The sequence below is a fragment of the Pseudomonas sp. CCI4.2 genome, from assembly GCF_034350045.1.
GTDB lineage: Bacteria > Pseudomonadota > Gammaproteobacteria > Pseudomonadales > Pseudomonadaceae > Aquipseudomonas.
The window spans coordinates 4095290-4107850 of the sequence record NZ_CP133781.1 but is presented as its reverse complement, the minus strand read 5'-3'; the positions used below and the strand labels follow the sequence as shown (position 1 = coordinate 4107850).

Below are 12561 nucleotides of genomic sequence, written 5' to 3'. Positions count from 1 at the left end.
GAGTCTCCTGCTCCGCACGACCGACCACCCGGCGTCCACAACCCTGGGCTAACGCCGACTAGGGTGATCCTTATGGTTGATTGGTCTCTCTTCAGAGCGTCGTTGATACTCCGTTGTAGGTGGCGGCGCAGGCGTTTTGTTTTCCTGATTCTTAGGTTTTTGATCGTTGCTCATGAATATAACTCCCTGCCAATGCTGATTACTGCCAACAGCGACAACGCCCATGCGGCGTAGACCATTTCGCTGTAGGCAAAGTCTAAGGGTTTGGATTTTTCGTCGATAGCTGACTTCAATTTTTCTAAGGTGTCTATGTAGCAGTTAAAGAGGTGCTGTTTATAAGCATTAGGGGCAGCGTTTTTCATCCATTCTGCGGTCTCACGGCTTGAGGGCAGCGATGGGCAGTCCCGTATTCTGAGCGCATTCAAGGCGTGGCCCCAAGAGCACACGACGCAGAACGCGGCGGCGATGAACGACCCAAAAGCCAAGACATCCAGGGGGCCATGGAGAGCGAAAATCACCTTCCCCTTTGCGCTCACGAGAGCGGTCAGAGCTACGATCACAATCGACACAGCAGTGAGGAACTTAGCGCATTTGTTCTCGAAATGGTCGAATCGCGCCTGCTCGTCTTTATAGCGATCTTTCAGGTAGGTCAGGGTTTCGTCCATGAGAGCGTCCGTCTGTCTGCGCTTGGTTAGAAGCCGCCGTATATGAAAACTAATGCTCAAGCGAAGCGTCTATGAGTGGTGCGCCAGTACAGAATGCCAGGAAGCCAAGGGGTGAATTATGAGCTCAAATCACTATCGCGGTTTGGTACGTTCCCATCAACAGCGCATTGCTCGCCTGAGGGAATCTCACGCCCGTAAACTCCACGAGGCGGCAAAGCATGGAGAAGCCAGCCGTAAAGCCGAGACGGAGGCGACCCGTGCCCAGTCTGCGTCGACTGTCAGAACAAAGCAACAACAAGCGCAGCGGTATGACGGCCAGAGAACCAAAGCTGAGGTAGACGCGGCGAAGATCGTCGCCGACATCAACCGTGAAATGGCTCGGCTTCTAGCAGACCAGCAGCATCTCGACAAAGCCTTGGAACGGGAGCTAAAGGAAGCAGCCCGCAAGCGACAAACTGAACAGCAACGGCTAAATCAGCAGGTCGACCGAGACATCCAGTCACGCAACCGCCAACTTAACGTCCTACAATCTGGCCTAGCTAATCAAATGGCCCGAGCGGACGATCTAGAGCGTGAAGTGGCCAAGCTTCAGCAACTCCCTGAACAAATTTTGATTTTATTTTTCGGTGCTGATCCCGGTCGCAAATCTGAAAAAGCACTGGATCTCCAAAACGAGATCCGTGGGGTGAACGCCCACATCCGCGCTTCTAAGCATCGTGACGCTCTGAAGGTAAACTCACACTGGGCTGTTCGTGCGGAGGATCTACTCCAAGCGCTTGATGAAAATGAGCCGGCCGTCATGCACTTCAGTGGGCATGGAACAAGTGCCGGACATTTGGTGTTAGAGAGCCCAAATGGTGAGCCCCACCTGGTACCTCTGGAAGGAATGCTGCGTGCAATAGCCGGGAGCGCCCGCTATCTGAAGCTAGCCGTTTTCAATTGCTGCCATTCCTTGGAGCTGGCAGAACGTTGTTCTGTGCATGTTCACGCGGCCATTGGCATGGACGGCGCCATAGCAGATGAGGCAGCTAAAGACTTCGCCGCCCGGTTTTACGCGTCAATTGGCTTTGGGCAGGATATTCGTGAAGCCTTTAATCGGGCGACCACTCAACTTGCTATGACATATCCTGGTGAGTCGCACATCCCTCAGCTGTTCATAAACGCACTCGCAACTGAAGCTGACCTTACCTTGGTCAAGGCGTAGAAGTTTCAATGTGCTGGTACCTAGTGCTATAGCCCTCTCCTACGAACGCAGTTTATTGGAGGCTAATCAGCCGTACGCCAAGGGAAACTGCCGGGCCTATGGCAGCCCTCTTTCCCGTTTAACCAACGCCGCCGGGGTAACGGCGCAACCCCTCATCCTTTTTTGATGGTCAAACAGAACGAACGTTTGTCTATCCTTAGTCGGGCTGTTTGCCGTCACGCAGCACGGGAGGACAATTCGGCAGTTCCAGAGAGCGTGGGGAGCGTGCGCCCAAGCGCCAGTGTTCCAGCTGGAAGTCGCCCTTATTCGGGTGGGCATCCTTGCATCCACTAAGCAGCATTTTCCACGAAGCCGATAAGGACGTAGCTGCCCTCTTCTTCCTTCTGGTGCCCGCCACGACTACCGTCGGGCTGAAATCTTGCCACACTGCCATTGGTGCCTCCCTCCACGCGAAGAGTAATATTGCCACCGGCGCAGGCTTGGCTGACGGCCCATCACAGGCTGTCACAAAATTCAAACAATCATGGGAGGGTGGCCGGTGAGCACCATCTACTATTCGGTGCGAATCGGAGCATTCATCATTGAGGAGCAAGGATGTATTTCACCTTCACGAGACCGGATCTGTTTGGGCCAATGCGCACATTCGGCCGCGGCATCGCCGTCGCGCCTGAAAATCATCTAACGGAACAACGGGCCGTACTCCTAGTAAAGACGTCGAAGGAGATCATACTGACGGCTCGCTCCCGAAAAGGGCTGAAGTGGTACCTGGCTCCCGTTGAGATGAAGGGTACGCACGGCCTGGCTCTGATATCTGCATTTTTTGACGATCTGGACAATCCCCTCGCTATCACTACACCGTTAGTGCCCAGTGATTCCCTGTGCTCAGCGTTGGCTGACCTACCGGACGAATTCGATGTCTGCTTTCTCGATGAACACAACAGGGAGCAGCTCAGCTGTCGAGCATCCGCATCACTCGCATATTTGCGGGCCAAAATTCGAGACCTACCGGTGCTATGTGACCCCGATTCTCACATGATGATTGATCAAGCGGAGCAATGGTTCTCTATACGTACTGATTCAGATGACCGCGAAGCGTTTCCCGTTCTGCTTGGTGAGGAGCTGTTCCCTAGCGATTTCGTATATTTCGATCTGCGTGAAGATCAACACGCATTCCATGGATCATCCGGATTTTCGACCAGCACGTTGGTTCGCCCTGAGCCAGGCCGTTACCAGGAACAGGATATCGTGTTTCTCTTGCAACGGGTGTTCTCAGCCAACGAAATCATTCACGGCCCGATCAAGCCTAGTGACAACGAAGAGCTTGTCGACGTCGCCGTTCTGGGCGGCGAAATAAATCTCTTCCTGCAGGCCAAGGACAGTCCCAACACGGAAGCGATGATCAATAGATCAATGGACAGAAAACGCCGGGTATCGCTCAACCAGCTCGTTGGAGGGTTATCCCAGCTTGGCGGCGCGTTCTCGACGGCTCTGCGGGCACCGGTTCAGCAACTGAGACTGCCATCCGGTGAAAGTATCCAAGTCGATTTTTCTGACAAGCCAATGGTGGGCATAGTGATCGTGAAGGAGCTCTTCACAGACATGTATGAGGAGTACAGTGAGCGGGCTCTGGCTTTCATGGATAAACATCAGGTTCCTGTGGTGTTCTTCGACTACCCCGAGCTGGAGGTACTAACACGTCGGTGCGAGACTGAAGCAGCCTTCCTTTCTGCATGCCATGCCGTATTTCGGTTCGCTGTCGAAAACGGCGAATATCCAAAACTGCGCTTCTAGGAGAGCCTCCAATGGACGTTCTCCCCTTCCCTTCGCCTGTAAACTGGAGTCATAGCTAGGGTGATCACGGGGCGTTCGATAAAGCCGAGGGGTCAACTGCGTCCATGGGCTCGCGCCGCAGCTAATCCAAGAATATCAGGATCGCTATTACCAAGATGGAACCACTAGTGCTCAGTACTTTCGCCAAAGGTGATCTCTTCGAGGAGCAGGTTTTCCAATTCCTGAATCGCGAGATCGATGAGGGGCGGTTTTTTTGCCGACCTGAGCATTGCCGGATTTTCAGGAAGCGGCGCTATTACTCTCGCGATCGAGAAGACGACATCGTTTTTGACATCGCCATAGAGATCTTCCTTCCTGGCCAACCTAAGCCGTCAATGATCGTTCTTGTCGAATGTAAGAATTATGCGGGCACCGTTCCGGTTGGAGATATCGAGGAGTTTGGGACCAAGATCCGCCAAGTCACAGGATTCAATGCAAAAGGGATATTCGTATCGGCAAGCGCCTTCCAGTCCGGCACGATCAACATCGCCAGGAATCAGGGTTTCGGTGTTATTCGGTATTTTCCGGACGAAGGCTTCCAATGGGAGCTGGCTCGCGCCCTCCTCACGGGAGTGAGAAATGCGTCGTCGCGAAAGCGTGCTGAAATTGAGTACGCTCTGACCCAGCCTGGCTTCCGGCCGACTCTCACGGGAGCTTATGCTGTTACCCCTGGGGGCTACACTAATGCTTGGGGGGGGATCTGGACAGGGCTTGATCTGGCTGGCAGTTTCGATCCAGCCATATTGGAAATCATTCGGCCTCCTCACCTGCCAGTCCTCAGAATTGGCTATATCTCTAAGGGAGCAATTGAAAATCTGTCAGAGCAGGTTTTGCGATCTGCCGGTTATACAAGGGGGGTAGTAGATCTGGAAGCCGTAGTCGCTGGTGCGACCACGTCGAGTGCCTTGACCGTTAGCTACGTAGATGAGCCAGACGGTGCTTTAGGTAGGATCACATTTGCCCCCTTGGAGATAAAAATCAATTCTCGCGACAAAACAGCCCCGATGACCCGGTTCACGCTTGCTCACGAGCTGGGGCACTATTATCTCAATCACGGCCGCTACATTGCACGGGAGAGCCTACGTTCGAAGGACATTGATCAGCTTGAGCGCATCGCTGTCCCCAAAAGCGAATTGGAACGCCTCGAATGGCAAGCGAATACATTTGCGTCTTACCTACTGATGCCTGAACGGCATTTTCTCGAAGCTTTCTCGCTTCTGGTTGAGCACCACGATATTCGCAACCGAGGACATGGCGCCCTTTTTCTCGATGACCAGCGGGACAACATCAGAAATTACCACCTGGTGCTCGACGCACTGAGCCGATATTTTGCTGTTTCTAAAAGCGCCGCGGCCATCCGTTTGCGTGGTCTTGGAGTCTTAGTCGAAACCTGATCCAGCGTAGGTTATTCAGTGGCGCGGAACGCTTGTGGCGAACGAGGAGCCATCTCCGCGGGCGAAAGTGACTTGCATAGCCCGCTTCTTCAGCAGCGCCCTAACCCAGATAGGATGCAGCATCGGGCATTTTTATGGGCAGGCTGCCGATCTGGTGGGCTACAGTCCCGAGTGCCCGGCCCGCTGTTAAAGACCAAGACATGCCAGCGATTTTTCCCAGCCACCTATCGACGAGCCTATATGGAACGACACCTGTACCGCTTCCGGACAGCGGAGCGCTTATTGGGGAATGAGGCTACTGACATCAAGAAAGGCCTCCCCGGCGAGCTAGAAAATCTTGAGATTTATTTTGCGCCACCTGAACAACTCAATGATCCTCTAGAAGGCTACAAAGAAATCTACTGGGCAGGCGATGAGATCATATGGAGAAACTTCTTCAGGCACTACCTCCTGGTGCTGGCGCTCAGAAGTTGGGAGTTGGATGAAGCGGTGCGACTCGGAACGCCCCTGCCAAAAAATCTTCCCATAGAGCAGTACCCCTCCAACCTACGTGGAGCTTTCCAAGCCGGGTACCAAGAGATGGATGCGCTGATCGGTGGCTGCGATGTCATCCAAGGCTATGTGCGCGCTCTTTCAAAGAATGAAGCGAGGCACTACAGGCCAGAGCTGTCGTTCTATCTTGCGACCTTGCACACTCGCTTGTTGTCCACCGTGCTGCTCGTCAACTTCAAGCACGGACTGTCTGGTGTGTACCCCGACCAGACGTCCGAGGATCCGCTAGGTGATCGCGACCTACACCTTCAGGCCATCTCTAACATCGAAGCTCAGGATGGCACGCTTCGAGACGCTGGCTCGTATGAAAAAATGGCGTTACTCAATGCGACATACGCCATTAGAACCGCGCACGTTATGCCAGGTGGTCACATCGGGGCACGTGAATTAATCACCGCTTTCGTGCCCCACTACCTGATCAGATCGAACGACTGATGCACCCGCAATGGTATGTCGCCTGCTTCATGAAAGAGTGCAATAACTCGGCGATTTGGGGTAGCTATGGTGATAATCATAGGGGAATCTGTTTGAGATATCGCGTTCTCGGCGACGCGCCCTCAATGACAATGGAAATGAATAAGCCAGACGGCAGAGGATACAACGGTATCTCTCACAGCTTCCAAAACATGAGCTTTAAAGAGGTGTTTTATGATCGAGAATTTTCAGAGATGGACTTCTTCAGATTCCTCGGTAACGTTTCGAATGAAGCCCTGAGTGGCTTCTGGTACAGCGATGCCCAAGGAAATCTCAGCAGCAAAAGCGAGTGGTTGAGATCCCACTCGAATGAGCTTTGGATGGAGCACCACAAAAATGTCGATTTCGCGCTGACGTCCAAGCTTCCTCAATGGGGATCAGAAAAAGAGTATCGCCTGGTGCTGAGTTCCTACCTCGATATTTCCGACGAAAAGCACCGGATCCTCAAGTACCGTTTTACAAGCCTGGATGGCCTGATTTTTGGCATCAAGACTCCGCTGGAAGACAAGCTGAAATGCATCCGAATCATCAGAGCCCACTGCGAGCGGGAAGACATTCAGTCGTTCAATTTCTATCAGGCTTACTACGATCCGCAGACTAAATCCATCGAGCATGGATTGCTACCGATCACCCTCTATGAAGCTGATCCTGAGTCCGAAGAGCCGTCAGACCGCGAAGTTTTTTAACGTTGCAGTACCTATGAACACTGTAAGCGTCTGCTAATCACACCTTGCGACCCTGGCTTTTAGCTGGCGCTACTCCTTGGATAAAAATCGTTCGGTGATCATCGCCACCGCCACCGCCTGCGCCGGAGACGTCAGGGCTGTGTCTATCTTAAACGGAGCGCTTCCCACGCCTCGTATTCATGATCCAGTACAGACTGCCAGGTTGGTGGAGTCAGTCCAGGAATATCAATCTTTCTGGTTTCTACCCGGCGCTGGTGTTCATATTTATCAGAGCAGATCACTTGGATGTTCACTAATGGAGCACCAGAGCGTGTGGCGATATCACTCCACGTCTTTCGGCTTTCGATTACTGGGTTAACACAGTCAACTATAACAGTGCTGCCAAAACGAAGATTGCTCAGAGCAAGCTCATTGGCGACCATGTAACCGCTCCGCCCTACGTCTTTTGCAGGAGCACCGGAGTCACGAATAGCCTGTTCAATCGTATCGACCCGCAGATACACGGCACTCGTTCTGCTAGCAAGGTCACTTGCGATAGTCGTTTTTCCGGTACCTGGAAGTCCGCTGAAGACAATGAGCATTCTATCCCCTTAGGTTAGTGAGTTAACCCAGTTTAGGTAGCTGCCAGTTATGCGGCAGCAACTAATCGAGTTCACTAGCCCGCTGCATCGGCAGCGCGCGTTAGAACATCCGAAGCGTCCGGCGAAGTCAACTATCCGATTCCCCATGACGATGCTGTCCAGGGATTTTCAAGCGGGCGTGCGGCACCCACCGCTTTTTGTGAGGCATCTTAAGATGATCCGCATCAACTCGGGGTCATGCCGAGATAAAGGAAAATTAGGACACTCTTAATGTAACCGTATGATATATATATATATATATATTAAATTTTTTACTGTGTTGCTTTTCCTCGTCCCGAGTTTAGCCGTCTATGCTGAAGCTTTTGCTTTTTCTTGAGGGAAGAACTCCATGGCCTCTCTGGAGCGGACAGCCTATCCGAAGCTGCCGACGAATCTGTCGTCGAAAGAACTTCATCAGAGCTATTCGCTCTCAGAATCGGAGCTCGAATGGCTCTCTAGAACGGCTAAAAGCCCTGCTCTTACCATTGGGTTAGCCGTTCTGCTTAAAGCATTCCAACAGCTTCATTACTTCCCTGTTTTCGAGGAAATTCCAGCTGAAATCGTCAACCATGTCAGGTCTTGCCTGAGTTACGGGGCGCGCATAGTTCCTCGTTATGCAACCCCCCGAACCCTGTATCGTCATCAAACAGCTATCCGCCAATACCTACAGATCACTCCATTTTATGGGACCGATGCCCTAAAAATTGCGCAGGAAGCTGCCCACGAAGCGGTAGTGATCCTTGATCAGCGTGTTGACGTCATCAATGTCCTGATTGGCGAGCTGCTTGAGCGAGGCTACGAACTCCCGGCCTACTCGACGCTCAATGACGCGGCTGAAGACGCCCAAGTTGTTCTCCAGGAAAAGATTTTCAATCGAGTCGTCGATAGAGCTCCGATAGATGTGATCTACCGTCTCAGAGAGCTTCTTGACACCGATTTCGGTCGTCGCCAAAGCGACTTCAATGCCCTGAAGCATGTCCCCAAAAAGCCCTCTCGCAAACACTTGGAGATACTGATCGATCACTTAAGTTGGTTGGAGGGATTCGGTGATCTCGACTCCATCTTTGAAGGGATCGTTGATACTAAGATTTGGTTTTTTGCGAATCAAGCGGAGAAAGCGGATGTTTCTGAACTTAAGGATTGTTCGCTTCCAAAGCGCTACACTTTGATGCTGGCTCTGATCTACCTCATGCGTGTACGAGCACGGGATCACCTTGCTGAGATGTTCATCAAGCGTATCGCGACTATTCACAAGCGAGCCAAGGATGAGTTGGAGCAAATCCAGCAGCGTCAGCGCAAAAAACTAGAGCTGCTCGTGGCCACTTTGGATGGTGTGATTCAGATTCTCAGCCAAGAACCAAGCGATCAGGAAGCTGGCAGTTTGATTCGCGAGTATCTGTCCCCCGAAGGGAATCTTGATCACCTTCGCGAGGCCTGCGCCGAAGTCCAGGCCACAGGCGGCAGTAACTATCTCCCGCTACTCTGGAAGCACTTCAAATCCCATCGATCATTGCTGTTCCGCCTGAGTCATCTGCTGCAACTGGAGCCAACAACCCAGGATCGCTCGCTGATCGAGGCTCTGCACTTGGTCCAGGCCAACGAGATCCTGCATAGGGAATGGATCGACGAGCATGTGGACCTGTCATTCGCCTCGGATCGCTGGATCAAAGTTGTCCGTCGTGCCCCCAGCGAAGGGCCACCGACCAATCGGCGCTTCCTGGAAGTCTGCGTTTTTTCCCATCTGGCCAATGAGCTTCGCTCTGGCGATATCTGTGTGCTTGGCTCGGAGTCGTTTGCTGACTACCGCAAACAGTTACTGCCTTGGGATGAGTGTCTGGCTCGTCTGCCGGAGTACTGCGAAAAGGTCGGCCTGCCGAGTACGGCCACAGAGTTTGTCGCCAGCTTGAAGGAGCAACTTGAGAGTACTGCTCAGCAGTTGGATGACAAGTTTCCCAGTTGCCGCGGTGATGTGTCGATTAATGAGGCCGGTGATCCTGTGTTGCGCCGAGTGGTCGCCCGTGACATCCCGCCTTCAGCAATCTCGTTACAAACGGCTATCACACAGCGTATGCCTGCCAGGCATGTGCTCGACATCATGGCCAACATCGAACACTGGATTCAGTTCACCCGTCATTTCGGGCCGATGTCCGGCAGCGATCCCAAACTGAAGGAGCCGGCCGAGCGCTACCTGATGACGATCTTCGCCATGGGCTGCAACCTAGGGCCGAACCAGGCTGCTCGCCATCTGGCGGGTAACGTGACCCCACACATGCTGTCTTACACCAATCGTCGGCACCTGCCACTCGACAAGCTGGATAAGGCTAACCGGGAGTTGGTCGAGCTTTATCTCCAGCTTGATCTGCCCAAGCTCTGGGGCGACGGTAAGGCGGTAGCGGCCGACGGGACACAATTTGACTTTTACGATGAAAACTTGCTCGCAGGCTACCATTTCCGATATCGCAAGATGGGCGCGGTCGCCTACCGACATGTGGCAAATAACTACATCGCAGTCTTTCAGCACTTCATCCCTCCAGGCATCTGGGAGGCTATCTATGTCATTGAGGGCCTGCTGAAAGCGGATCATAGCGTTGAAGTCAATACGGTTTATTCAGACACTCAAGGCCAGTCCGCAACAGTGTTTGCATTCACCCATTTGCTGGGCATCAATCTAATGCCTCGCATTCGCAACTGGCGCAACCTAGTAATGTATCGGCCCGATCGCTCGGTCAAGTACAAGCATATCAACAGCCTCTTTACTGATACCGTCAACTGGAGCCAGATAGAAACCCATTGGCAGGATCTGATGCAGGTGGCGCTGTCGATTCAGGCCGGCAAAATATCCTCGCCAATGCTGCTGCGTAAACTCGGTTCTTACAGTAGGCGCAACAAGCTCTACCATGCAGCGCAGGAGTTGGGATGTGTGATCCGGACCATTTTCCTACTCAAATGGATTGGCAACCGTGAGTTGCGCCAAGAAGTAACCGCCAATACCAACAAGATCGAGTCCTACAACGGTTTCTCGAAGTGGCTGTCCTTCGGCGGCGATGTCATCGCCGAGAACGATCCAGATGAGCAACAGAAGCGCTTGCGTTACAACGACATGATTGCTTCCTCAGTGATCTTGCAGAACACCGTTGACATGATGCGCATCCTGCAGAAGCTCGCCCGTGACGGCTGGCAGTTTACCGATGAAGATGTATCGTTTCTCAGCCCCTACCTGACCAGCAACGTCAAACGCTTTGGAGAATTCAATCTCAGCCTCAAGCGCCCCCCTGAGCCCTGGATCAAAGACTCCATTTTCCAGCAGGCTGCGGGTTCGATTCGTGGGCAACAGATGTCCCATAGCAAAGTTGAGGAGACGAACTGATGCACATCCCACCCGCTTCGTTTCGAGTGACACCCTATGGGGAAGTTGATGCCAAGGCACTCGATTCCCTACGCGTGAGCTACGACACCTCTCAATTGCTTAATTTGGTGGACCGGCTAGATGCCTGTCTTGCTGAAATTGGTGGGATCGGCGGCATTCGGGACAACTTCTTACGTCTGCATGCCATGGCCATGACGATATTGGAAGATTCTCCTCTCGCCGTAGCTATCACTGATGTTGACAGTATTTGGGAACAGGCGGTGGTCCTTCAAGAGGATATTTCTACCCTGTGTTCTTGCTTGCAAACAGGCTCTAAACATCTGGCTCCTTTGGCAGCACTTGCTCCTGACTTTTAGGACTGGACCTCAACGATGGTCACGGTAAGAGAACTCACGTATCGAGGTTCTGCGCTAGAAAGTCCACTAGCTCGAGCGGGCTTCGGCTATTAATCACCGTGTAAATGAGATCACGTTTGCCGCGCGGCAACTTCTTTACACAGCTCTTCGCAGAGGCCCTGACAGCCTCATCTGTCCCATGAATGCGCGCCGCCAAGAGCAACACGAGAGTAGCGTCAGTGAGTGTCATAGTAGTGCTCACGAGGTTTCTCACACAGTATATCGACTTTTTCTAACCCGGCTCTAACTCGCTCTCGGCGCTTCACCTGATCTTGTTCCCACGCACTCGCTTTTAGCTGGCACTCCTCGAGAACCAAGGGGGCATAAATCGAATCGCCAGCAGAATACCGAGTGGCAGAATGATTACATCGTCCAGATACCCCAACTTCGGGATGAAATCAGGAATGAGGTCGATGGGACTTAGCGCATAGGTCATCACGAAACCGAAATCCATTTTGGTAGCCAAGGCGTTTGAGGGTGGTGGTAGCAAAACCATAGAATCATGGTCTGCCGTTTCAGGTTTTTTGCCCAACGCCGCAGATGCTCAAGAAGACCTTTCATTTCTACATTGAAAGCCCAAATAGCTGGACAGGCCAGCGAGGCGGCTTATGACAGGCTGGTCAAAGGCTTGATCAAGCCTGCGCCCTGATTTCGCACGTTGCCAACACCGGGGTTGACCCTAAACCACTCAAAGGCCTCGGTCGGATCGCCATGGCGCAGCACCATCTGCTCTGCGCGCTCCTTTGACGTGGTCGGGTCCAGCCATTCCCGAGCTAACTTTGGCTCCAGAACCACCGGGCGCCGGTCGTGAATGTCGATCATGCCACCGGCGCTGTCGGCGGTGATGATCACAAATCCATCATGCTCCCCTGGGCCTTCATTTGTGTCAGGGAACTGGCCGATGGTCGCACACAGGATGGGCGATCTGTCTCGGTGCCGGATGAGATAGGGTTGTTTTTTTATTCCGTTCTCAACAACCCATTCGAACCAGTTGTCGATCGGCACGATGGCGCGGTGAGGCCAGATCGCCCGGAAGAAGAGGCCATGTGCGACTTTCTCGGCGCGGGCATTGATCGGCGGCAGACGATCGGTAGCCCAATGAGGGTGCCACCCCCAGCGTACCAGGTCGGCACGAAGTGTTTCATCTTCAAGATGAAGCAGGGCAACTTGAGTCGATGGCGCCACGTTGTACCGTTCCAGCGGTGCTTCTCCGACTGAGTTGACCACGGGGTTTGGCATGCTCAGCGCGGCGACGAAATCGTGAATACCGTGGTACTGGGACAGTCTTCCACACATCAGGACATCCTCCAAAAGGAGAGTTCTAAGCATAACTGGCCGAAGAAACCCGAACGCGCTGCTGGATTACGCGAGGAG

11 protein-coding genes and 1 pseudogene are annotated in these 12561 nt (G+C 53.0%); 7 read left to right on the top strand and 5 right to left on the bottom strand.

Annotated features, from left to right (window positions below):
* Positions 1–170: 170 nt before the first annotated feature.
* Positions 171–665, bottom strand: coding sequence for a hypothetical protein (locus tag RHM65_RS18645; RefSeq protein ID WP_322170222.1), 495 nt, complete (start codon positions 663–665; stop codon positions 171–173).
* Between the two features lie 118 nt (positions 666–783).
* Here RHM65_RS18645 and RHM65_RS18640 point away from each other — a divergent pair, with 118 nt between their 5' ends.
* The 5 genes from RHM65_RS18640 (at position 784) to RHM65_RS18620 (ending at position 6805) form a co-directional block, all read left to right on the top strand.
* Positions 784–1869: a hypothetical protein gene (locus RHM65_RS18640; protein WP_322183888.1), complete on the top strand. Its 1086-nt coding sequence runs from the start codon at positions 784–786 to the stop codon at positions 1867–1869.
* A gap of 594 nt (positions 1870–2463) precedes the next feature.
* Positions 2464–3660 (top strand): hypothetical protein, encoded by a 1197-nt coding sequence (locus RHM65_RS18635; RefSeq protein ID WP_322183886.1) that lies wholly within the window; start codon positions 2464–2466, stop codon positions 3658–3660.
* A 167-nt stretch (positions 3661–3827) separates the two neighbouring features.
* Entirely contained in the window at positions 3828–5093 is a 1266-nt protein-coding gene (locus tag RHM65_RS18630; protein ID WP_322170228.1) for an ImmA/IrrE family metallo-endopeptidase, read from the top strand.
* A gap of 240 nt (positions 5094–5333) precedes the next feature.
* Positions 5334–6080, top strand: a complete 747-nt coding sequence (locus tag RHM65_RS18625) for a hypothetical protein (protein WP_322170231.1) — start codon at positions 5334–5336, stop codon at positions 6078–6080.
* On the top strand, positions 6080–6805 hold the full coding sequence (locus RHM65_RS18620) for a DUF2971 domain-containing protein (protein ID WP_322183884.1): 726 nt from the start codon (positions 6080–6082) through the stop codon (positions 6803–6805). The genes RHM65_RS18625 and RHM65_RS18620 overlap by 1 nt, the downstream gene beginning before the upstream one ends.
* 69 nt (positions 6806–6874) lie before the next feature.
* Here the strand turns inward: RHM65_RS18620 and RHM65_RS18615 are convergent.
* Positions 6875–7386: pseudogene (locus tag RHM65_RS18615) on the bottom strand (AAA family ATPase).
* 388 nt (positions 7387–7774) lie between these two features.
* On the opposite strand from RHM65_RS18615, the gene RHM65_RS18610 reads away from it, so the two are divergent.
* Together RHM65_RS18610 and tnpC are read left to right on the top strand one after the other, a co-directional pair.
* On the top strand, positions 7775–10792 hold the full coding sequence (locus RHM65_RS18610; RefSeq protein ID WP_322183882.1) for a Tn3 family transposase: 3018 nt from the start codon (positions 7775–7777) through the stop codon (positions 10790–10792).
* Positions 10792–11148, top strand: a complete 357-nt coding sequence (tnpC, locus tag RHM65_RS18605) for a Tn3 family transposase post-transcriptional regulator TnpC (protein WP_407074095.1) — start codon at positions 10792–10794, stop codon at positions 11146–11148. The genes RHM65_RS18610 and tnpC overlap by 1 nt, the downstream gene beginning before the upstream one ends.
* A 34-nt stretch (positions 11149–11182) precedes the next feature.
* On the opposite strand, the gene RHM65_RS18600 is transcribed toward tnpC, so the two are convergent.
* From RHM65_RS18600 to RHM65_RS18590, 3 genes are all read right to left on the bottom strand, one after another.
* Entirely contained in the window at positions 11183–11377 is a 195-nt protein-coding gene (locus tag RHM65_RS18600; protein WP_322170234.1) for a hypothetical protein, read from the bottom strand.
* A 102-nt stretch (positions 11378–11479) separates the two neighbouring features.
* Entirely contained in the window at positions 11480–11623 is a 144-nt protein-coding gene (locus RHM65_RS25450) for a YkvA family protein (protein ID WP_416195078.1), read from the bottom strand.
* Positions 11624–11793: 170 nt separating this feature from the next.
* Entirely contained in the window at positions 11794–12483 is a 690-nt protein-coding gene (locus RHM65_RS18590; protein WP_322170236.1) for an SOS response-associated peptidase family protein, read from the bottom strand.
* Positions 12484–12561: the final 78 nt, after the last annotated feature.